Origin of the sequence: Rhizobium sp. BK251 (genome assembly GCF_004345245.1) — a bacterium.
In the GTDB taxonomy this organism is placed as follows: Bacteria; Pseudomonadota; Alphaproteobacteria; order Rhizobiales; family Rhizobiaceae; genus Rhizobium.
Genome location: NZ_SLUQ01000003.1, coordinates 245,169 through 265,523, shown reverse-complemented (window position 1 = coordinate 265,523; position 20,355 = coordinate 245,169). Strand labels below are relative to the sequence as shown.

At 62.1% G+C, this 20,355-nt stretch carries 19 protein-coding genes; 5 read left to right on the top strand and 14 right to left on the bottom strand.

Annotation, left to right across the window (positions count from 1 at the left end):
• Positions 1-4: 4 nt before the first annotated feature.
• The 3 genes from EV286_RS08350 (at position 5) to EV286_RS08340 (ending at position 2,690) form a co-directional block, all read left to right on the top strand.
• Positions 5-718, top strand: a complete 714-nt coding sequence (locus EV286_RS08350) for an ABC transporter ATP-binding protein (protein WP_132956569.1) — start codon at positions 5-7, stop codon at positions 716-718.
• Positions 708-1,913 carry an ABC transporter permease gene (locus EV286_RS08345; RefSeq protein WP_132956568.1) on the top strand — a complete coding sequence of 402 codons (1,206 nt, stop codon included), beginning with the start codon at positions 708-710 and terminating at the stop codon, positions 1,911-1,913. Before EV286_RS08350 ends, EV286_RS08345 begins: the two co-directional genes overlap by 11 nt.
• 162 nt (positions 1,914-2,075) lie before the next feature.
• Positions 2,076-2,690 (top strand): GntR family transcriptional regulator, encoded by a 615-nt coding sequence (locus EV286_RS08340; RefSeq protein WP_132956567.1) that lies wholly within the window; start codon positions 2,076-2,078, stop codon positions 2,688-2,690.
• A 52-nt stretch (positions 2,691-2,742) separates the two neighbouring features.
• Here EV286_RS08340 and EV286_RS08335 read toward each other — a convergent pair whose 3' ends face one another.
• The 5 genes from EV286_RS08335 to cysG form a co-directional block, all read right to left on the bottom strand.
• Positions 2,743-3,555 carry a ferredoxin--NADP reductase gene (locus tag EV286_RS08335; RefSeq protein ID WP_132956566.1) on the bottom strand — a complete coding sequence of 271 codons (813 nt, stop codon included), beginning with the start codon at positions 3,553-3,555 and terminating at the stop codon, positions 2,743-2,745.
• Positions 3,556-3,766: 211 nt separating this feature from the next.
• Positions 3,767-4,279, bottom strand: coding sequence for a DUF934 domain-containing protein (locus EV286_RS08330; RefSeq protein ID WP_132956565.1), 513 nt, complete (start codon positions 4,277-4,279; stop codon positions 3,767-3,769).
• A gap of 10 nt (positions 4,280-4,289) precedes the next feature.
• A complete protein-coding gene (locus EV286_RS08325; RefSeq protein WP_132956564.1) occupies positions 4,290-5,960 on the bottom strand; it encodes a nitrite/sulfite reductase in 1,671 nt (556 codons plus the stop codon).
• Positions 5,961-5,968: 8 nt separating this feature from the next.
• Positions 5,969-6,283, bottom strand: coding sequence for a DUF2849 domain-containing protein (locus tag EV286_RS08320; protein WP_132956563.1), 315 nt, complete (start codon positions 6,281-6,283; stop codon positions 5,969-5,971).
• Positions 6,284-6,285: 2 nt separating this feature from the next.
• Positions 6,286-7,722 carry a siroheme synthase CysG gene (gene cysG / locus EV286_RS08315; RefSeq protein ID WP_132956562.1) on the bottom strand — a complete coding sequence of 479 codons (1,437 nt, stop codon included), beginning with the start codon at positions 7,720-7,722 and terminating at the stop codon, positions 6,286-6,288.
• A 294-nt stretch (positions 7,723-8,016) separates the two neighbouring features.
• Between cysG and EV286_RS08310 the strand changes: the two genes are divergently transcribed.
• Together EV286_RS08310 and mazG are read left to right on the top strand one after the other, a co-directional pair.
• A complete protein-coding gene (locus tag EV286_RS08310) occupies positions 8,017-8,604 on the top strand; it encodes a nucleoside deaminase (RefSeq protein WP_132956561.1) in 588 nt (195 codons plus the stop codon).
• Between the two features lie 6 nt (positions 8,605-8,610).
• On the top strand, positions 8,611-9,444 hold the full coding sequence (gene mazG, locus EV286_RS08305) for a nucleoside triphosphate pyrophosphohydrolase (RefSeq protein WP_132956560.1): 834 nt from the start codon (positions 8,611-8,613) through the stop codon (positions 9,442-9,444).
• Between the two features lie 26 nt (positions 9,445-9,470).
• Here the strand turns inward: mazG and EV286_RS08300 are convergent, their stop codons facing one another.
• From EV286_RS08300 to dusB, 9 genes are all read right to left on the bottom strand, one after another.
• Positions 9,471-10,055 (bottom strand): hypothetical protein, encoded by a 585-nt coding sequence (locus EV286_RS08300; protein WP_132956559.1) that lies wholly within the window; start codon positions 10,053-10,055, stop codon positions 9,471-9,473.
• Positions 10,043-11,377 (bottom strand): GTPase HflX, encoded by a 1,335-nt coding sequence (hflX, locus tag EV286_RS08295; RefSeq protein ID WP_132956558.1) that lies wholly within the window; start codon positions 11,375-11,377, stop codon positions 10,043-10,045. Before hflX ends, EV286_RS08300 begins: the two co-directional genes overlap by 13 nt.
• Positions 11,378-11,454: 77 nt before the next feature.
• Entirely contained in the window at positions 11,455-11,697 is a 243-nt protein-coding gene (gene hfq, locus EV286_RS08290; protein WP_003539403.1) for an RNA chaperone Hfq, read from the bottom strand.
• Positions 11,698-11,811: 114 nt separating this feature from the next.
• Positions 11,812-12,675, bottom strand: coding sequence for a D-amino-acid transaminase (locus EV286_RS08285; protein ID WP_132956557.1), 864 nt, complete (start codon positions 12,673-12,675; stop codon positions 11,812-11,814).
• A 70-nt stretch (positions 12,676-12,745) separates the two neighbouring features.
• On the bottom strand, positions 12,746-14,110 hold the full coding sequence (locus tag EV286_RS08280; RefSeq protein WP_132956556.1) for a sigma-54 dependent transcriptional regulator: 1,365 nt from the start codon (positions 14,108-14,110) through the stop codon (positions 12,746-12,748).
• Complete coding sequence (locus EV286_RS08275) at positions 14,100-16,373, bottom strand: PAS domain-containing sensor histidine kinase (protein WP_132956555.1); 2,274 nt, start codon at positions 16,371-16,373, stop codon at positions 14,100-14,102. Before EV286_RS08275 ends, EV286_RS08280 begins: the two co-directional genes overlap by 11 nt.
• 255 nt (positions 16,374-16,628) lie before the next feature.
• Positions 16,629-18,080 carry a nitrogen regulation protein NR(I) gene (gene ntrC, locus EV286_RS08270; protein WP_132956554.1) on the bottom strand — a complete coding sequence of 484 codons (1,452 nt, stop codon included), beginning with the start codon at positions 18,078-18,080 and terminating at the stop codon, positions 16,629-16,631.
• Complete coding sequence (locus tag EV286_RS08265) at positions 18,077-19,234, bottom strand: nitrogen regulation protein NR(II) (RefSeq protein WP_132956553.1); 1,158 nt, start codon at positions 19,232-19,234, stop codon at positions 18,077-18,079. The genes ntrC and EV286_RS08265 overlap by 4 nt, the downstream gene beginning before the upstream one ends.
• Positions 19,231-20,259 (bottom strand): tRNA dihydrouridine synthase DusB, encoded by a 1,029-nt coding sequence (dusB, locus tag EV286_RS08260; RefSeq protein ID WP_132956552.1) that lies wholly within the window; start codon positions 20,257-20,259, stop codon positions 19,231-19,233. The genes EV286_RS08265 and dusB overlap by 4 nt, the downstream gene beginning before the upstream one ends.
• Positions 20,260-20,355 lie beyond the last annotated feature (96 nt).

The following is a 20,355-nucleotide window of genomic DNA, read 5'->3' as shown; positions in this document are numbered from 1 at the left end:
TGTCATGACGAATCGACTGATCGAGTTCCGCAAAGTCTCCAGGGTCTACGGCTCCGGTGAAGCGGCCATCCTCGCGCTCGATTCCGTCGATCTTGCCATTCAACGGCATGAGTTCGTTGCGATCATGGGCCCCTCCGGTTCTGGCAAATCGACGGCGATGAACATCCTCGGCTGCCTCGACGTGCCGACATCAGGCGAATACCTGTTCCAGGGCGTGCCGACGAGCGGCCTCGACCGCTCCCACCACACGCTCCTGCGCCGCCACATGCTTGGTTTCGTCTTCCAGGGCTTCAACCTCCTGCCGAGGACGTCGGCGGTTGAGAATGTCGAACTGCCCCTCATCTACCGCGGCATGGCCAGCGTAGAGCGGCGTGAGCGCGCGATCGAAGCGCTCGCCCTCGTCGGCCTTTCCGGCCGCGAACACCACACGGCCCAGGAACTCTCCGGCGGGCAGCAGCAGCGCGTGGCGATAGCGAGGGCAATCGTTACCCATCCGGCCGTTCTGCTCGCCGACGAGCCGACCGGCAATCTCGATACCAAGACCAGCAACGAGATCATGGATCTGGTGACGCGCCTCAACCGCGAGCAGGGCATCACCGTCATCATGGTGACGCATGAAAACGACATCGCAGCCTATGCCGGGCGCGTATTGAGATTTGTCGACGGGAAGCTCGAGTCCGACGCCAAACGCGACATGGAGGCGGTCCATGCTCTATGAAACCGCAAAACTCGCCCTGCGGGCGATCAGCCGCAACATGCTGCGCTCCTTCCTCACCGTCCTCGGTGTCGTCATCGGGGTTGCCGCCGTCATCGCCCTCGTCACGATCGGCAACGGCACCACCGCGCAGGTCTCCTCGGAACTCTCGCGGCTCGGCACCAACATGCTCTTTGCCCGGCCCGGCCAGTTCGGCCCCGGGCGGCCAAGTTCGGAGGCCAAGCGCTTCAGCCTGAAGGACGTGGACGCCGTGCGCGATCAGATCAACGGCCTTCGCGCCGTCGCGCCGCTCAATCAGTCGACGGCGACCGTCATCTTCGGCGGCTTCAACCACTCGACCACGCTCTACGGCACGACGAACGACTACCTCGTCGCTCAGGACTGGCCGCTGGCCTTCGGCCGCAATTTTCTGCCCGCGGAAGAACGCGGCGGTCAGGCAAAATGCATCATCGGCGAGACGGTGCGCTCCGAGCTCTTTGGCACTGCCGACCCGACCGGCCAGCAGATCCGCGCCGGCAAGGTTGCCTGCGGCGTCATCGGCGTGCTCGCCAAGCGGGGTCAATCGGGAATGGGCAACGACCAGGATGACGTAGTCATCCTGCCGGTCAAGGTGTTCCAGCGCCGCATCGGCGGCAATGCCAACGTCTCGATGATCGTCATCTCCGCCCGCGACGGCGTGTCCACCACGAAGGTCCAGTCGGATGTGGCGAGCCTGCTGAGAGAGCGCCGGAAGATCGCGATCGGCCGGGAGGACGACTTCAATGTCAACGACATGACACAGATCGCCCAGGCCATGACGGGAACCACGACCCTGCTCACCGGCCTCCTGGGCGCCGTCGCCGCAGTGAGCCTGCTCGTCGGCGGTATCGGCATCATGAACATCATGCTCGTCTCGGTGACCGAGAGGACTCGCGAGATCGGCACGCGGCTTGCCATCGGCGCGTTGGAAAGTCAGGTGCTCATGCAATTCCTGGTCGAGGCCGTGGCGCTCTCCCTCTTCGGCGGCATAGCCGGAATCCTCCTCGGGCTCGGCCTCGCCTTCGGCACCGTCCAATTCCTCGGCGTGCCATTCGTTACCAGCCCATCCATGATCGTGATCGCCTTTCTATTTTCCGCCGCGATCGGAATGGTCTTCGGTTATTTTCCCGCGCGCCGGGCGGCCCAGCTCAATCCGATCGATGCGCTGCGCCATGAGTAGGTAGCCAGAACGGTTCGGGCCCAAAGGTACGCCTGCGCCGCCTCCAATAGCACGCCACAACACTCCCATATTTTTCTTCCCGCGCTAAGCATTGATATATCACGTATCCTTGCCATCTCCCGAACGGCGTGCGAATGATATATCAGGGGGAGATCACTCGGGATGCAGACGTCGCAAAGCCATCTGGCTTATCTCGCGCTGGAACATCTGATCGTCACACTGGCGCTCAAGCCGGGGACGCTCATCACCGAGAAGCAGCTCATAGAGCTCGCCGGCAGCGGCCGTACGCCCGTCCGCGAAGCAATCCAGAAGCTCTCATGGCAGGGCCTGATCAATGTAAGGCCGCGTGTCGGCTTACAGATCGCGCAGATCGGCGCCAATGACCACGCCAATGTCATGCAGGTTCGGCGTGAGCTCGAGCCAATAGCCGCCTCCCTAGCCGCCCTCCACGCCTCAGATTTGCAGCGCTCGCGCCTCAGCGAATGCGCCCGCCTGATGGCGGCCTGCGCCGTCAGCGGAGATCTTGCCGGCTTCTTTGCCGCCGACAAGGCCTTCGACGAGATACTGGAGGATTCCTGCCCGAACAGCTTCATCACTGTGGCGCTCGGACCGGTTCAGACCCACTCCCGCCGCCTCTGGTATTCGACGGCAACGCCGGAGCGCATGGACCGCTCGATTGCGCTGCATGTCGCCGTCATCCGCGCAATCCAGCAGGGCAATGCCGAGGAGGCGCGCGCGACAATGATATCCCTGATCGACTACCTCAGCAGCCAATGAAAAACGGCCCCGTTTCCGGAGCCGTTCCAATTCATCCAAGCTTTGAAGGCGCTCAGCCGACGAAGGCGCGTTCGATCACGAACTCTGCGGGCTTGCTGTTGGCGCCCTCTTCGAGGCCTGCCTTCTCCAGCAGTTCCTTCGTATCCTTCAGCATGGCCGAGGAACCGCAGATCATGCCGCGGTCGATGGCGGGATCGATGGGCGGCAGTCCGAGGTCGCTGAAGAGCTTGCCCGAGGAGATGAGGTCTGTGATGCGCCCCTGGTACTCGAAGTCCTCGCGAGTTACGGTCGCGTAGTGTCGCAGCTTTTCGCCGACGACCTCGCTCAGGATCTCGTCGTTACGGATCTCGTCGACCAGATCGAAGCCGTATTTCAGCTCTGCGACCTCGCGCGTCGTGTGGGTGAGGATCACTTCCTCGTACTTCTCGTAGGTCTCCGGATCGCGGATCAGGCTGGCGAAAGGCGCAATCCCTGTACCTGTCGAGAACATGTACAGCCGCTTGCCAGGCGTCAGCGCGTCGAGCACCAGCGTACCCGTCGGCTTCTTGCGCATCAGCACCTGGTCGCCCGGCTTGATGAGCTGCAGGTGGGAGGTCAGCGGACCATCCGGAACCTTGATCGAGAAGAACTCGAGCTCATCGGCCCAGGCCGGGCTGGCGATCGAATAGGCCCGGAAAACCGGCTTTCCCTCGACCATCAGGCCGATCATCGCAAATTCGCCCGAACGGAACCGGAAGCCCTGCGGCCGGGTCATCGTGAAGCGGAACAGGTGGTCGGTATAGTGCGTCACGCTCAACACGGTCTCGGCGAAAACACCGGCCGGTATGGAAGCGGCGAAATCCTCTGTCTTTGCTGGGGCGTTCATGCGGTATTCGATCCCGTCGTGCGTCTCTACTCGGTTCTGTCGCAGAGGCTGATATTACAAAACAGCCTCGATTTAAAGGCATTCCGTTCCATGCGACGCCGAGGCAGGGAAATATGCATGCCTTACTCAACATTCGACATCATCTGCCTGCATAGCGCCGGAAGCAAGGCAGAGCTTTCTGCCCCGCTCAACTTGTCGCGACCGGCTCCGCTCAAGCCGCCGGCTTCGACTGCCGACGCCAGCTATAACCCTTGCCACCCTCGGCGGCCCGAGCCGCCGGCTGATAGTGATGCGGGATAGAAGGAAGACGCCTCTCGGAAAGGCGCTTCAATGCCGTCTCGTTGGTGACGGCGAAACTGTCGATTCCGACGCGCTGCATCAGCGGAATCTGGTCGATCAGCACGTCGCCTACCGCGCGCAACTCATTGGTATAGCCGAGCCGCTGGCGCAGCAGCGAAGCATGGCTGAAGGCGCGACCGTCATTGAAGGCCGGGAAAGCCACCGCGACGATTTCCAGTCGATAGAGATAGGGCTCGAGCTTGCGTACGTCGTCGGCCGGCTTGATGAGCACGCCAAGGCCGACGTCGTTGCTCTCCTCGGCCTTGACGATCAGCTCGTCGAGGCTGAGCAGCGGCTTCTGCTCCTCCGTCGCCTTCACCTCGTCGGTCTCGATCACCCAGGGATCGCTGTCGACAAAACCGGTCTCTCTCCAAATCTGCGTCATCGTCCCCTCCTTATGCCGCTTCCGCTGCCGAGCCGTAGAGCGCATCCTTGAAGGGTTGCGGTCCGACGCGGCGATAGGCGGCCAGGAACGTTTCCGAGTGATCGAGCCGAAGGCCGAGATAGGTGTCGACAATCATCTCCACCGCATCCGTCACCTTATCAGGTTCGAAGCCGCGGCCAATGATTTCACCGATCGAGGTATGCTCGTCACCGGAACCTCCGAGCGTGATCTGATAGAGTTCCGCACCCTTCTTTTCCACGCCCAGAAGGCCGATATGGCCGACATGGTGATGGCCGCAAGCATTGATGCAGCCGGAAATCTTGATCTTGAGTTCGCCGATCTCGGCCTGGCGTGTCGGATCGCCAAAGCGCCTCGAGATCTCCTGCGCCAGCGGAATCGAGCGCGCATTGGCAAGCGCGCAGTAGTCCAGGCCGGGACAGGCAATGATGTCGGTGATGAGGCCGGCATTGGCTTCCGCCAGGTTGATGGCGACGAGGCCGCGATAGACGGCTTCGAGATCGGCAAGCGCCACATGCGGCAAGATCAGGTTCTGCTCATGGCTGACGCGGATCTCGTCGAAGGCATATTCCTCGGCGATGTCGGCGATTGCATCCATCTGGCTATCCGACGCATCGCCCGGAATGCCGCCGATTGGCTTCAGGGAGATCGTCACCATGCCATAGTCGGGATTCTTGTGGGGCTGGACATTCTGCTGCACCCAGCGGGCAAAGGCCGGATCAGCCTTCTTCCAGCGGGCGAGATTTTCCCAGCCTTCGGCACGCTCTGGCAGCGCGGGCGGCGCGAAATAGGCGGTGATCGCCTGCACGTCCTGCTCCGGCAGCTTCAGCTCGGTATCCTTGAGCTGGGCGAACTCGACCTCGACCTGGCGGGCGAGTTCTTCGGCACCCGTCTCATGGACGAGGATCTTGATGCGGGCCTTGTACTTGTTGTCGCGGCGGCCGTGCAGGTTGTACACGCGCATGATCGCGGTCGTGTAGGAGAGCAAGTCCTGTTCCGGCAGGAAGTCGCGGATCAACTTGGCGATCATCGGCGTGCGGCCCTGGCCACCGCCGACATAGACGGCAAAGCCGATCTCGCCCTTCTCGTTCTTCTTCAGGTGCAGGCCGATATCGTGGACCTGGATCGCGGCGCGGTCGCGCTCGGCGCCCGTCACGGCAATCTTGAACTTGCGCGGCAGGAACGAGAACTCCGGGTGGACGGAGGACCACTGACGCAGGATTTCCGCGTAGGGGCGCGGATCGGCGACTTCATCCGCGGCAGCGCCGGCGAAGTGGTCGGCCGTCACGTTGCGGATACAGTTACCCGACGTCTGCATGGCATGCATTTCGACGGTCGCGAGCTCAGCCAGCACATCCGGCATGTCGGAGAGCTTCGGCCAGTTGAACTGCAGGTTCTGGCGCGTCGTGAAGTGACCATAGCCGCGGTCGTAGGTGCGCGCGATGTGGGCAAGCTTGCGCAACTGCCGCGAGGAAAGCGTGCCGTAGGGGATCGCGATACGCAGCATGTATGCGTGAAGCTGGAGATAGACGCCGTTCATCAGGCGCAACGGCTTGAACGCATCCTCAGCCAACTCGCCGGAGAGGCGGCGCTGTACTTGGTCGCGGAACTGCTCGACGCGCTCGGCGACAAAGGCGTGGTCAAATTCGTCGTAACGGTACATCGTCTTCCTCAGACTGCAATGAATTCGGGATCGGCCGGCTTGTAGCCAGGCGCATATTCCATGGTCGGGCCCTGGGCGCGAATACGCTCACGCAGGCGCAGCGGCCAGAGCTGGCCGTTCGTTTCCTGCACATCGATAACCGTGACGTCCACGACCTCGTTGTTGGCGTAGGATCTCTTGCCGATCTCCTCGAGGGCAGTCACGGCCTCAGCATGTCGGGCGACAAGCGCATCCTGCAGCGAGGTCACCCACTGGCCATTGGCATCGAGCCAGACGGCGATGCCATCGGCCAGCCGGTTGGCGGTCAAAACCTTGTCGACCATGTTCAACTCCTTGCAAATTCCGGCGCGGTCGCCTCGCGGCGCACCAGCGGCTCGGATAGTTCAAAATTCGCGCCCGCGACAGCATCGCCGATAATGACCATCACCGGTCCCGTCAACTCGTCGCGATGCTGCAGATCCGGAAGATCGCGCAAGATGCCATGCAGGAGCCGTCGATCGGCGCGGCTCGCATTCTCGATCACGGCAACCGTGGTCTCGGGCGGCAGCCCTGCCTGCATCAGCCGCTCGGCGACGGACGCAGCCACCGTGCGGCCCATATAGACGGCGATGGTCGCACCCGAGACCGCAAGGCTCGCCCAGTCGGGCAGCACGTCGCCGGTCAGGTCATGGCCGGTCGTGAAGACCAGCGACGAGGCGACGCCGCGCAGCGTCAGCGGCAGCTCGAAATCGGCGGCCGCCGCGAAAGCGGAGGTGATGCCGGGCACGATCTCATAGGAAATACCGGCGGCACGCAAAGCTGCCATCTCTTCTCCCGCACGGCCATAGACCAGCGGATCGCCGCTCTTCAGCCGAACGACGCGCTTACCCTGGCGGCCAAGCTCGACCAGCAGATCGTTGATCTCTTCCTGCGATTTCGAATGGCAGCCCTTGCGCTTGCCGACCGAAAGCCGCTCCGCATCGCGGCGGCCCATATCGACGATCGCCTGGGGTACCAGGGCGTCATAGACGACAACATCGGCTTCCATCATAACGCGCTGCGCGCGCAGCGTAAGAAGGTCTTCCGCGCCCGGGCCTGCGCCGACAAGCCAGACACGACCCTCGACGCGATCCATCGAGCGCAGCAGGCCGTTGGCAGCGCGACGCGCCTGCGGCAGGTTGCCGTTGGCGACCGCATCCGAAACCGGACCGGAGAAGAAACGGCGCCAGAAGATTCGGCGTGCGACACCGCGTGACACCAGATGCTCGACGGCCTTGCGATAGCTCGTTGCAAGCTCGGCAAGACGGCCAAGCGATGGCGAAAGCAGTTGATCGATCTGCGCCCGGATCATCTGAGCGAGCACCGGTCCAGCGCCTTCCGTTCCGATTGCAACGGCAACCGGGGCGCGGTTCACGAGCGCAGGCGTGAAGAAATCGCAATAGTCGGGCTGGTCGACGGCATTGGCCGGGATCTTCGCGGCACGGGCGGCATCGACGATGCGACGGTCCTGCTCTGTGTCACCCGTCGCGGCGAAGACGAGCGTGGCGCCTTCCACTTGCTGCGGCACGAACACATTGCGGACAGTCTCGATACGATTGGCGATGAGAAAGGCGTGGTAATCCGCTTCCGGGCGATCGGCATAGGCGACCACGCGGGCTCGCGTGTTCAAAAGCAGCCGCACCTTCGCAAAGGCCTCGTCGCCATTGCCGAAGACGGCTGCGATCCGACCTTCCACGCGAAAGAAGGCTGGAAATACCGTAAGCTGTTCAGTCCTGGGAGGCATTCTCAATCCACTTCGAAGTAGCCGGAATATGCCCTTTTCCGCCAGCAGATTGAAGAAACAGGAATCCGAAAGCCCTCAGGCAAGCGTATTCTTTTGCTCGACACTTCCGTCATTTGAGCAAAACTCTCCGGTCACCGCCGTGTGATCTAAGTAGTAGAAATCTATAAATATTATCGACTTTTTTAGTCGAGACGCCGGATTCTTGGCTGTGGCAAACAGGCTAACCGCCGCATTTGCCCATTCTGCAGCCACGCAATTCCGGATAGAGTGGGCGCGAATTCCAGGAGCCTCCTCATGCCTTCCCAATCCATCGCCGCCCGCCTTCTCGACGTCATGGAAAAGGACATCCTTCCCCTGACGGAGCGCGGCGTTACCGCCGGCAACAAGGTTTTCGGCGCGGCAATCCTGCGCAAGTCAGACCACTCGCTCGTCATTGCCGAGACCAACAACGAGCTGGAAAATCCGCTCTGGCATGGCGAAGTGCATACACTTAAGCGCTTCTATGAGATGGGCGACAGGCCGGCGACCAGGGATCTCATCTTCCTTTCCACGCACGAACCCTGCACCATGTGCATGTCCGCCATCACCTGGGCGGGCTTTGACAATTTCTACTATTTCTTCAGCCACGAGGACTCCCGCGACAGCTTTGCCATTCCGCATGACCTGAAAATCCTCAAGGAAGTCTTCGATCTGGAACCCGGCGGTTACAGGCGGCAGAATGCCTTCTGGAACAGCTTTGCGATTGCAGATCTGGTGGCGACGGAGGACGATCCGCTGAGAGCCCAACTCAAGGCGCAGACCGCGCGCATCAAGTCGCGCTACGACACGCTATCCGAGACCTACCAGACCTCAAAGAGCGCCAACGACATCCCGCTGAACTGAGTGACCATGGAAGCCTCCAAAGACATTTCGCGCCTGATCGAGATCATGGCCGCACTGCGCAATCCCGAAACCGGCTGCCCCTGGGACATCGAGCAGGACTTCGAGACGATCAAGCCCTACACGATCGAGGAGGCCTATGAGGTCGCCGACGCGATCGAGCGCAAGGACATGGACGATCTTTGCGACGAACTGGGAGACCTGCTCCTCCAGGTCGTCTTCCACGCGCGGATGGCGGAGGAAGCCGGCGAGTTCTCCTTCGGCGATGTCGTCGAGGCCATTACTCGCAAGATGATCCGTCGGCATCCGCATGTCTTTGCCCGGTCCGATGCCGACACGCCGGAACGCGTCAAGAAACAGTGGGACGAGATCAAGCAGGCCGAAAAGCGCGAGCGCGCCGAGCGCCGCGCCAGGCATGGGAACAGCGAGGATTTCAAGGCCGGTTTCCTGGGTTCCGTACAGCGCAGCTTCCCTGCGCTGACCGAAGCGCTGAAGCTTCAGGAGCGCGGCGCCAAGGTCGGCTTCGACTGGTCGGCACCGGAGCCGATCCTCGACAAGATCGAGGAAGAAATCGGCGAGCTGCGCGTGGCGCTTGAGGAAGGCCAGCACGCGAAGGTCGTCGATGAACTTGGCGACCTGATCTTCGCCGTCGTCAATATCGGACGGCACGTGAAGGCCGATCCGGAGCAGGCCCTACGCGGGACGAACACAAAGTTCCGCCGCCGTTTCAATCACATCGAGCAGGTTCTTGAAGCTGAAGGCGAGACGCTGCAAGACGCGACGCTGGAGCGGATGGAGGAAATCTGGCAGGCCGCAAAGGCCATAGAACGCCAACTGGGCTAAGGAAATCAACGCCCGGCCGATCTCCGTCATCCGTCCTCAAGCCCAGTCCATGATGCAGAAGTAAATATCGCGGCGCCGTCCTCGGCTTCCGCCGTCACCGGTATCCCGAACCGGGCGCGATAATCATGAACCAGTTCCAACAGACTGGTGCTGCTGACCCGACGGCCGCTCACTTCCTCGCGCAGGCCCCATGTGGTGATCCGTAGATACCCGCCATTGTACGCACCGGATTGAATTTTCTCGAGAGAGGCTCGTGCTTGACCATTCAAGTCATCCCGGAAAGTTATCAGAACCTCTTGGCTGTATTTTCCGCCGATAAACGAGCGCTCGATCCAGGTCCATGGAACGGGCGCCGACGCATGGCTCGAGCAGATTATACCTTTCGGCGAAATAATGAGTTCGGTCGGCGAAGCAGCGGCGTGCCGGGCCAGCCAAAGCGTTGGCGCCAGGCATGCGATCAGCGCAAGCCCGCCCGCTACCCATCCCATACTTTGCGCCGCGGATATGGCAATGACAGTCGAGGCTAAAAACGCGGCAGCGAGATACGCCAGTCTCCCGTCGGCATAACGAAGCCGAATTTCGTCATCAGGCAGCGGAACTACCGTTCCCATCCTTCACGCTGCGGCTTGGGGCCATTGCCCATGCGCCGCTCCAGCTCGACGGCCTCGGTTTCCGTCAGGCGCACGTCGAGCGTGACTGACCCGTCTTCATTGTCCTCGCGGCTGTCGACGATTGCGTGGTCGTAAAGCCATGGCAGAAGCGCGAGTTTGTCGACCGCAAGCGTGATGGTGGTCTCGGTCAGCACGCCCGAGAGCCTGCGGTTGATCTCGCCCATCAGCCGGTCGACGCCCTCGCCGCTGATCGCGGAGACGGCAATGATGTTCTCGGCACCGGCAGTCTTCTGCAGCATCGCATCATGCGCCTCCGGCTCCAGCCGGTCGATCTTGTTCCAGACCTCGATGATGCGCTTGGCGCCCTCGGCCTCGTCGATGCCGAGATCGTTCAGGATGCGCATCACATCGGCGCTCTGCGCCTGGTTGTCAGGATCGGCCATGTCGCGGACATGCAGGATGAGGTCCGCCTCAAGCACCTCTTCCAGCGTCGCCCGGAAGGCGGCGACGAGATGCGTCGGCAGGTCTGAAATGAAGCCGACCGTATCGGAAAGGATGACCGTGCGCCCGTGCGGCAGTTTCATGCGCCGCAGCGTCGGATCCAGCGTCGCGAAAAGCATGTCCTCGGCAAGCACGCCCGCGCCGGTAAGGCGATTGAAGAGCGTGGACTTTCCGGCGTTCGTATAGCCGACCAGGGCGACGATCGGGTGCGGCACCTTGCGGCGCTTGGCCCGGTGCAGCTGGCGTGTGCGCACGACCTGCTCCAGCTCGCGCTCGAGCTTCACAATACGGTCCTGCAGCAGGCGCCGGTCCGCTTCGATCTGGGTTTCGCCCGGGCCACCCATGAAGCCGCCACCGCCGCGCTGGCGCTCAAGGTGGGTCCAGCTCCGTACCAGACGGCCTTTCTGGTAGTTCAGGTGCGCCAGATCGACCTGCAGCGTGCCCTCCTTCGTGGAGGCACGGCGGCCGAAGATCTCGAGGATCAGGCCCGTGCGGTCGATGACCTTGGCGTTCCACTCCTTCTCAAGATTTCGCTGCTGCACCGGGGTCAACGGATGGTCAACGATCACGAGGCCAGCGTCGAACTCGTCAAGCAGCGCCCGGATCTCCTGGATCTTGCCGGTGCCGAGCAGGGTGGCGGGCCGTGGATCGTTGATCGTAACGATCTGCCCGCTGACCACCTCCAGGTCGATTGCACGCGCAAGACCGATCGCCTCGTCGAGACGGCTTTCGGGCGAGCGGGAGGATGTCGTGCCTGCCTCTGGCTGGGCGCCGCGTCCGCGGGCCTGCTTGAGGACGGGAACGACCACGACGGCGCGCATATCATCCCGAAGCTTGTGCGTGTCCGGGATGATGGAGTCGCTCTTGGTATCGCGTGTTGTGATAGTCTCTGGCCTTGTTAGGACGCGGCTTCTTCGCTCTCGAACATCTGCATGGGCTGGCCCGGCATGATCGTCGAGATTGCGTGCTTATACACAAGTTGCGAATGGCCGTCACGGCGCAAGAGGACGCAGAAGTTATCGAAGGACGTGACGACGCCCGTCAGCTTCACGCCATTGATAAGGAAGATTGTGAGTGAGATCTTTTGCTTGCGAACAGTATTGAGAAACAGGTCCTGCAGGTTCTGAGAACGTTCCGCCATCGCGCCGATTCTTTCTTTATTGCCGGCCCTGAGAAAGCCGGTGGAAATATTGATCTAGCCTTTCGGCTTCCCAGGAGAGACCCCTCATCTCCCCCGCCTCCGCTGAACTTGGTATCAAATCGCAGTCTTTTCCGCAACGTCGAAAAAAGCTTCGCGAATATTCTGGGAGACGGTTCCCGGGTGGCCGTTGGCGATCGTCCGCCCATCGATGGAAACCACGGGAAAACAAATACTTGTGGCCGCGGTGATAAACACCTCGCGCGCGTTCATCATCTCCTCGACGGAGAAAAATCGCTCCGTCACAGGCAGCCCCAGCGTGCCGGCTACGTCGATTAGCGTAGTACGTGTAATGCCCCTCAGAATGCCGTGCTCGGACGGCCGTGTTACCAGCGTCCCCTGGGTGTCGACGATCCAGACGTTGGTGGCAGCTCCCTCTTTCACCATGCCGTCCGTATCGATGAAGATCGCCTCCTGGGCGCCCTCCTCCTTCGCCTTCTGGCGCGCAAGCGCATTCGGGAGCAGACCGACCGTCTTGATGTCGACGCGGTCCCAGCGATTGTCCGGAACCGTGATCGCCTTGATGCCCTTGGCGTTCTTGGCGGCAATGACCGATGGATCGGTGCTCTTGGCCGTCACGACGATCGACGGGCGCGTCCCTGCCGCCGGAAAGACGTGGTCGCGCCTTGCCACGCCGCGGGTCACCTGCAGATAGAAGAGGCCGTTGTGGACGTGGTTGCGGCGCAAGGTCTCTCGAATCACGTTCGTCAGCGCGCCTCTGCTCATCGGCCAGGCAATCTGCAGCTCCCCTAGCGACCGGCCAAGCCGGTCGAGATGGCGCGTCAAGTCGACGATGAAGCCATGGCGAACCTCGCAGACCTCGTAGACACCATCCGCGAACTGAAAGCCGCGATCCTCCACATGGACCATGGCATCGGAATGCTTCACGTAGCGACCATTCACATAGGCTATTCTTGGCATGGAAAACCTGATTTCGGGGAAATGAACAAAGGAAGGGAAGCCAGCGCGGCCCATGCCGCGCCGGGCAAATTCAGACGCCCAGCGACTTCAGCTTGCGGTGTAGCGCAGAGCGCTCCATGCCGACGAATTCGGCCGTGCGCGAGATATTGCCGCCGAAACGGTTGATCTGCGCAATCAGATAGTCTCGCTCGAACATCTCGCGAGCTTCGCGCAGCGGCAAGGTCATGATGTGGTAGTCGTTCTTGGCCGAAACCTTCGGCAGCATGTCGCCAAGGTCCGTTGGCAGCATGTCGGCCGTGATCGGTGCATCCGGACCGTCCGAGCGAGCAAGGATCATCAGCCGCTCGATATTGTTGCGCAGCTGGCGGATATTGCCCGGCCAGTCATGCGCCTGCAGGACAGCCATGGCGTCGTCGCCGATCTTGCGGGTGCGGATGCCGGCCTGCTCCGAGATTTGCCGCATCAGCTGGTCAACGAGAAAAGGAATGTCTTCGCGTCGCTCGGACAGTGCCGGCACCTTCACAGGGACAACGGCCAGGCGATGATAGAGGTCCTCGCGGAACCAGCCTTCGGCGATGCGATTTTCGAGATTGTAGGCCGTCGAGGAGATGATACGGACATCGACCTTGACCCGCTTCGAGCCGCCGACGCGCTCGAACTGCTGGTCGACCAGCACACGCAGGATCTTGTTTTGCGTCTCGCGGGGCATCTCGCCGACCTCATCGAGGTAGAGAATGCCGCGATGCGCCTCCTCCAGCGCCCCGATCTTCCTTGCCTGGCCGGGAGAGCCCTCGGTGCCGAAAAGCGCGATCTCCATCCGATCGGGCGTAATGTTTGCCGCGTTGAGGGCCACGAAGGGGCCGCCCGCCCGCGCCGACTTCTTGTGCATCATGCGCGCGACAAGTTCCTTGCCGGCGCCGGAGGGGCCAAGGATCATGACACGGCTGTTCGTCGGCGCCACCTTCTCGATCGTCTGACGCAACTGCGAAACAGCAACGGACGTGCCGATCAGTTCGACGGCGTCGCCTGCGCGCTTCTTCAGCTCGGATACTTCCCGCCTCAGCTTGAGGTTCTCAAGCGCCCGCTCGGCAATGAGAATAAGGCGATCGGCCTTGAAAGGCTTCTCGATGAAGTCGAATGCACCGCGCTTGATGGCAGAAACTGCAGTCTCGATGTTACCGTGGCCCGAAATCATCACGATCGGCAGTTCCGGGTGCCGCGTCTTGATCTCGTCGAGGAGCGACAGGCCGTCCAGCTTACTGCCCTGCATCCAGATGTCGAGAAAGATGAGCTTCGGCACGCGATCAGAAATGGCAGCCAGCGCGCTGTCGCTGTCGTGCGCGGTGCGCGTTTCATGCCCTTCGTCGGACAGGATGCCGGAAACGATTTCGCGGATGTCGTGCTCGTCATCCACCACCAGAATATCAGAGGCCATAGGCACTTTCCTTGTCGCTTCCTGCATGGGAGGGCGTGGCCGATTCACGGCGTGGCAGATGCACGCGGATCATTGCTCCCCTGCCCTGGTCAAAATCGGCGGGCGCGTCGTGCAGCTCGATCTGTCCGCCATGTTCCTCGATGATCTTCTTGACGATGGCGAGCCCGAGGCCCGTGCCCTTCTCGCGCATGGTCATGTAGGGCTCCAGTACGCTGTGACGGTTCTCGACCGGCAGCCCGCGCCCGTTGTCGATGACGTCGACCGTGAACCGGTCGCGGTCCGCTTCGAGATGCGCGCGTACCAAAATCCGTCGGTCGTCGCGCTTCTGGTCATTCGGCACCGCCTCGATAGCCTCGACGGCGTTCTTGATCAGGTTGCCGAAAGCCTGGCCGAGCATGCGGCTGTCGAACAGCCCCTGGAGCGGCTCGTCGCCGAACTCCTGGAGGAACTGCACATGGGTATTGCCCATCTCGCGCAGGAACATCGCGTCGCGCAGGATGGTGCGCAGGTCCGTCGGTTCCATGGTCGGCTTCGGCATGCGCGCGAAGGCGGAAAACTCGTCCACCATGCGGCCGATATCGCCGACCTGCCGCACGATCGTATCGGTGCACTGGTCGAAGATCGCGCGGTCCGACTCGTCGATCTGCTTGCCGTAGCGCCGCCGGATGCGCTCGGCGGAAAGCTGGATGGGCGTCAACGGGTTCTTGATCTCGTGCGCGATGCGCCGGGCGACGTCCGCCCAGGCAGTGGAGCGCTGCGCAATGACCAGATCTGTAATGTCATCGAGCGTGATGACGTAGGATTCCTTCGGGTCGCGTGCCTCCTCCCGCGTCACCTGCACGCTGAGCGTCCGTACCGTCCCGCCCCGAACAAGGCTGATCTGCTTGCGGAAATCGTTTCTGTACCGCGCAGTCGCCTCCGTGAGCACATGGTCCACTTCGGGCGCAATCTCGGTCAGCCGCTTGCCGATCAGCTGCTCGGCCGGAAGGCCGAGCAAGGTCTCGGCGGAGGTGTTGACGATGGTGATCCTCTGGTCGTGCTCGACGCCGATGACGGCCGCCGTCACGCCCGAAAGGACAGCCTCGATGAAGCGGCGGCGGTCGTCCACCTCGTCCTTCGCCTCCAGGATTTCGTCGCGCTGCGTCCGGATCTCGGAGATCATCTTGTTGAAGGTTCGCGACAGACTGCCGACGTCACCGTCCACGGCACGCACCGGAACGACGACGTCCATATTCCCCGATGCGACGTTGTCCGCTGCCGTGATCAGCAGCCGGATCGGGCGAACGATCCGATCGGCAACCGCAATTGCCGTCCAGATCGCGGCGAGCAGCACGATCAGGGCAAAGCCGATGTAGAGCACCGCAAAGGCGATCTGCAGCGATATCCGGCCGGCTTCCATCGCCTTGTACTCGGCCGTGTTTTCGTCCATGAGGCGCATCGCCGTCATGACCTTCGGATCGACGGCCCTCACCGTATAGAGGAAGGCGCTCGGAAGTGCGTCCAGCTTGATGATGGCGCCGACAAGGTTGGTGACGCCCGGCGGAATGAGCGTCGGCTGTCCGGCCGCTGAGCTTTCAAGCGCGTCCTTGGGGATCGCGGGCAGCGGCCTCTCGGTCTTGATGTCGGCCTGCACGATGACGGAGCCGTCGCTGCGCACCAGAAAAGCCCCAAGCAGCCCGCGACCGCGAGCCTGGCGCGTCATGAGGTTGCCAAAACCGGTCCTGTCGAGATTGAAGAGCGCGCGGTTGCGCTCCAGGTCGTTCGCCATGGAGACGGTCTGACCCTGAAGGTAGCTCGCGTTTTCCAGCATGTAGGCCTGCGCGACATTCCGCGAGGAACTGACGATCGATTGCGTCCTGATCGAGAACCAGCGGTCGAGGCCGACGTTGAGCGTGATGCTGGCGAATATCGCGACAAGGATCGCCGGCGTTATCGCCACGATCGAGAAGAGCACGACGATGCGTATATGCAGGCGCGCGGCGGCGCGTCCGCGGCTGCGCGCCTTCAGGAGTCGCGCAACCTCCCGCCCGATGAGGGCGATAAGGCCGAGCACGAAGAACGAATTGATGACGACGGACGTGATGACGACATGCGACGTCGGCTCAATCGGCGTGAGGCCGAGCAGGATGAACAACGTCAGCGTGGCGCACAGGAGCGCGCCGCCGGCGAGTATGAGTCCCGGAAACGCAAATGAGGCACGCCGGTCGGTTATGGTCGTCGCAGCCCCGTCGTTCGCCGTTGGCGACACCGCATCCTGCTTCATCCGGACTTGTCTCCCGCGACGGAAAGGCAAAGCCGCCCCGTCGAACTTCAAATCACGCCGCCATTGGACGAAACCGGTCTGCCGGATGAGGCGCCAAGAGCGCGGGTACATGCCCGCGAAGCGACCTCGTATTTGACCTGATCATGTCCTCACAGCGGGCCAATACCCTCGCTATGAACGGCTCGCATGCGAACCGCCCTGCGTGACCTTTAAGCAACGCATTGTGGCGAAAATGCAACGCGGCGCGTCACATTGTCAAGCGCTACGGGAGCTGCGGTAAACCGACACACCGAGTTCGCGGATCTTCTTGCGGAGCGTGTTGCGGTTGAGGCCGAGAAGGTCCGCAGCCTTGATCTGGTTGCCGCGTGTCGCTGTCAGGGCGGCCAGTATGAGAGGATACTCCATTTCCGTCAAAACGCGGTCGTAGAGACCCGGCGGCGGCAGATTTTCGCCGAAACTCGAGAAATAGCTGCGCATGTTCTCTTCCACAGCCTGCGCAATCGTCATGTTGCCGCTGCGCACCGGGCCCTTTTCGATCGGGCTATCCGGCACGTCGGAACGGAGCTCCGCGTCGATGATCTCTCGGGTGATGACGTCCTGTGGATAAAGTGCCATCAGGCGCCGGATGAGGTTCTCCAGCTCCCGTACATTGCCCGGCCAGGGATAGGCTTTCATCAGCTCCAGCGCTTCCTGGTCGAATCGCTTGGAGCCGAGGCCCTCTTTTTCCGCTTGCTGAATGAAATGGCGAACGAGGTCCGGAATGTCTTCCGCCCGATCGCGCAGCGGCGGCAGACGCAGCGGAACGACGTTGAGACGGTAGTAGAGATCCTCGCGGAAAAGGCCCTGATTGATTGCCTGCTTCAGGTCCTTGTTTGTCGCCGCGACGATGCGGACATCGGTGCGGATCGGGGTGCGTCCGCCGACGGTCGTGTATTCGCCCTGCTGGAGCACGCGCAACAGCCGTGTCTGCGCATCCATCGGCATGTCGCCGATTTCGTCGAGAAACAGCGTGCCTCCCTCTGCCTGCTCGAAGCGGCCGGTGGAGCGGGTCTGCGCGCCGGTAAAAGCACCCTTCTCATGGCCGAAAAGCTCGGACTCGATCAGGTCGCGCGGGATTGCGGCCATGTTGATGGCGACGAACGGCCCGTTGCGGCGCTTGCCGTAGTCGTGCAGAGCGCGGGCGACCAGTTCCTTGCCCGTGCCCGATTCGCCGGTGATCATCAGCGTCAGATCCGTCTGCATCAGACGCGCGAGCACGCGGTAGATTTCCTGCATGGCCGCCGAACGGCCGACCAGCGGCATCCCGTCCTGCATGTCCTCGTCCAGCTTGGCAGGCTTGCGCTTCGGCTCCGAGAGCGCCCGCCCGATGATCGCGATCAGCTCGGTCAGGTCGAAGGGCTTCGGCAGATAGTCATATGCCCCCTTCTCCGAGGCCTTGATTGCGGTCATGAACGTGTTCTGGGCGCTCATGACAAGGACGGGCAGTTCGGGCCGCGCCTTCTTGATCCGCGGCAGCAGGTCGAACGCATTCTCGTCGGGCATGACTACATCGGTCACGACCAGATCGCCCTCTCCGGCCGAAATCCACCGCCAGAGGGTGGCGGCGTTGGAGGTGATCCGGACGTCGTAGCCTGCGCGGCTCAGGGCCTGATTGAGTACGGTACGAATGGCCGCATCATCATCGGCGACGAGAATCGTGGCTGTCATCGAGAGGTTCCTGTGGTGTTCGGAGAAGCACTATCGTCGAGCGTGACGCCCTTGGACGCGGGCATCAGCACACGGAAAGTCGTACGATTGTTCTGGCTGTCGCATTCGACGATACCGCCGTGATCGCCGATAATCTTTGCGACGAGGGCAAGGCCGAGGCCCGTGCCGTTGGTCTTCGTCGTGATGAAGGGATCGAAAAGATGCGGCAACAGGTCCGTCGGGACGCCGGGTCCGTTGTCATGGACGCAGAACTCCAGCGGCAGGGAAATCTTCTCCCTGGTACCGGCGACCGAAAGACGGATACCGGGCCGATAGGCGGTCGTCAGGACGATTTCGCCATCCGGCCTGTCTGCGACCGCCTCGGCCGCGTTCTTCACGAGATTGAGGAACACCTGCACCAGCTGGTCGCGGTTCGCATAGACGGCCGGCAGCGACGGATCGTAATTCTCGGTAATGCGGATGTTCCGGGCAAAACCGGCCCTCGCCACGGCCTTCACATGGTCGAGCACCGAATGGATGTTGATCGGCATGCGATCCACCGGCCGCTCATCCGAAAAGACCTCCATCCGGTCGACAAGCGATACGATGCGGTCGGTCTCGTCGCAGATGAGACGCGTCAGCGCCCTGTCATCATCGATTACTGATTGTTCGAGAAGCTGTGCGGCGCCGCGTATGCCGGAAAGCGGATTCTTGATCTCGTGGGCCAGCATCGATGCCAGGCCCGTGACCGAGCGCGCGGCGGCGCGATGGGTCAGCTGGCGGTCGATCTTGTCGGCCATCGAGCGTTCCTGGAAGACCACCACCACCGAGCCTGGCTCGCTGATAACAGGCGCGACGTAGATGTCGACAAGCTTGTCCTGCCCGAGGCGAGGAGAACTCAGGTCCACGCGATATTCGTTGACGGGAGCCCTGCGCTCGCGCACCTGCTCGATCAGCGCCAGCAGCGGGCTCCCGAAGGGTATGAAGGTCGAAAGCCGATAGCGCGCGAGGTGCGAGGCGCTTGCTCCGAAGAATGCTTCCGCCTCCCAGTTCGCAAAGGCGATCAAGCCCGCATCGTTGACCATCACCACCGGGTTCTGGATGGCGTTCAGCACCGACATTGCCACCGTGCTTCCGGTGTGGTCGGCGGGGATCGACGTGATTTCGGAACTCATGCTGCCTCCTGCACGCGCGGCAGTGCCGAAGCATTTTCGCCAAGCGCCCCATGAAAGAGCGCAGCGACCTGCCGAGGATCCTTTGACGTCATGATCGTTGCCTTCTCCGCCCCTTCAATCGACGGGGCATAGCGCTCGAGATACCAGTTGAGGTGCTTGCGCGCGTGCCGGATGCCGGCAGCTTCGCCATAGAATTCCAGCATCATCTCGTAGTGCTCCAGGGCGATGTCGGCGATCTCGCCCGGCTTCGGGCCTGGATGCCCTGCCAGGACGCCGGCATGCCAGGGACGCCCTTGGCAGCCCCTGCCAACCATCACGGCATCGGCGCAGGAGCGGGCGAGAATCTCTTGCGCATCCTCCGGAGTGTCGACGTCGCCGTTGGCGACGAGCGGTACCTTGACGAGGTCGCGGACCGCCCGGATGGCGTCCCAATCAGCCCTGCCCTCGTAGAACTGCATGCGGGTGCGGCCATGGATGGTCACCAGCTGGATGCCCGCCTCCTCGGCACGCCGCGCGATGTCGGGCGCATTGATGGAATTTTCGTCCCAGCCGAGCCTCATTTTGAGCGTGACGGGAATGTCGACCGCCTTGACCGTTGCCTCGATCAGTTCGAGCGCATGATCAGGCTCACGCATGAGAGCCGAGCCGGAATAGCCGCCCGTCACCTTCTTTGCCGGACACCCCATGTTGATGTCGATGATATCGGCACCGTTCGCGGCCGCGATCTTCGCCGCCTCCGCCATCCAGTGGGCCTCTCGGCCGGCAAGCTGCACCATGTGCGGCCCGAGCCCCGCGCTCTTCAGCCGAGCCCAGGATTCCGCCCGGTCCAAAACCAATTCGCGGCTGGCAACCATCTCGGTCACGACAAGGCCCGCGCCGTACCGCCATGCAAGCTGCCTGAACGGCAGGTCGGTCACCCCCGACATCGGCGCCAGCACAACGCGGTTTCGCACCGAGACAGGCCCGATGTGAAATGGCGTCGCAAGGTCTTTCGGAATCAAATGATTATCTTTCGGGCAAGGCATGAAACTGCACGATTTTTAGCCAGTCTTTCGCCGCTTGCCAAGGGGGCTCAAGAGCCGCCTGATATTTTTTGGGCAAATGCTGGAAAATGATCTTCT

Coding starts and splice junctions, on each gene's coding strand:
- EV286_RS08350 (WP_132956569.1), top strand. CDS start 5: ATGACGAATCGACTGATCGAGTTCCGCAAAGTCTCCAGGGTCTACGGC.
- EV286_RS08345 (WP_132956568.1), top strand. CDS start 708: ATGCTCTATGAAACCGCAAAACTCGCCCTGCGGGCGATCAGCCGCAAC.
- EV286_RS08340 (WP_132956567.1), top strand. CDS start 2,076: ATGCAGACGTCGCAAAGCCATCTGGCTTATCTCGCGCTGGAACATCTG.
- EV286_RS08335 (WP_132956566.1), bottom strand. CDS start 3,555: ATGAACGCCCCAGCAAAGACAGAGGATTTCGCCGCTTCCATACCGGCC.
- EV286_RS08330 (WP_132956565.1), bottom strand. CDS start 4,279: ATGACGCAGATTTGGAGAGAGACCGGTTTTGTCGACAGCGATCCCTGG.
- EV286_RS08325 (WP_132956564.1), bottom strand. CDS start 5,960: ATGTACCGTTACGACGAATTTGACCACGCCTTTGTCGCCGAGCGCGTC.
- EV286_RS08320 (WP_132956563.1), bottom strand. CDS start 6,283: ATGGTCGACAAGGTTTTGACCGCCAACCGGCTGGCCGATGGCATCGCC.
- cysG (WP_132956562.1), bottom strand. CDS start 7,722: ATGCCTCCCAGGACTGAACAGCTTACGGTATTTCCAGCCTTCTTTCGC.
- EV286_RS08310 (WP_132956561.1), top strand. CDS start 8,017: ATGCCTTCCCAATCCATCGCCGCCCGCCTTCTCGACGTCATGGAAAAG.
- mazG (WP_132956560.1), top strand. CDS start 8,611: ATGGAAGCCTCCAAAGACATTTCGCGCCTGATCGAGATCATGGCCGCA.
- EV286_RS08300 (WP_132956559.1), bottom strand. CDS start 10,055: ATGGGAACGGTAGTTCCGCTGCCTGATGACGAAATTCGGCTTCGTTAT.
- hflX (WP_132956558.1), bottom strand. CDS start 11,377: ATGCGCGCCGTCGTGGTCGTTCCCGTCCTCAAGCAGGCCCGCGGACGC.
- hfq (WP_003539403.1), bottom strand. CDS start 11,697: ATGGCGGAACGTTCTCAGAACCTGCAGGACCTGTTTCTCAATACTGTT.
- EV286_RS08285 (WP_132956557.1), bottom strand. CDS start 12,675: ATGCCAAGAATAGCCTATGTGAATGGTCGCTACGTGAAGCATTCCGAT.
- EV286_RS08280 (WP_132956556.1), bottom strand. CDS start 14,110: ATGGCCTCTGATATTCTGGTGGTGGATGACGAGCACGACATCCGCGAA.
- EV286_RS08275 (WP_132956555.1), bottom strand. CDS start 16,373: ATGAAGCAGGATGCGGTGTCGCCAACGGCGAACGACGGGGCTGCGACG.
- ntrC (WP_132956554.1), bottom strand. CDS start 18,080: ATGACAGCCACGATTCTCGTCGCCGATGATGATGCGGCCATTCGTACC.
- EV286_RS08265 (WP_132956553.1), bottom strand. CDS start 19,234: ATGAGTTCCGAAATCACGTCGATCCCCGCCGACCACACCGGAAGCACG.
- dusB (WP_132956552.1), bottom strand. CDS start 20,259: ATGCCTTGCCCGAAAGATAATCATTTGATTCCGAAAGACCTTGCGACG.